At 57.0% G+C, this 221-nt stretch carries 1 protein-coding gene; it reads left to right on the top strand.

All coding sequences use genetic code 11. The features are described from left to right. Positions 1 to 35 precede the first annotated feature (35 nt). The coding region (locus HMPREF2656_RS04900) for an integrase core domain-containing protein (protein WP_246825118.1) at positions 36 to 221 on the top strand (186 nt) is incomplete at its 3' end.

The following is a 221-nucleotide window of genomic DNA, read 5'->3' as shown; positions in this document are numbered from 1 at the left end:
ACCACCGCGGTCGTCTATCAGCCACAGAAGTTTGGTTGGCGAAGCAAGGTGTGCTGGCAATTGCTGGCTTCGCCCCAACTACGCAAGGCAAAGACGAACGCTCCCACCGCACGTTGGTGCAGTTTCTCGACGCACGCACACCGGAAACATTCGACGAACTGCAAAAAGCGCTTGCGGCCTACCGCGAGGTCTACAACAAACATCGGCGACATCAAAGCCTG

The sequence above is a fragment of the Corynebacterium sp. HMSC034B08 genome, from assembly GCF_001835805.1.
GTDB lineage: Bacteria > Actinomycetota > Actinomycetes > Mycobacteriales > Mycobacteriaceae > Corynebacterium > Corynebacterium coyleae.
Note: the sequence above shows the minus strand (reverse complement) of the source record. Positions and strands in the feature narration are given on the sequence as shown.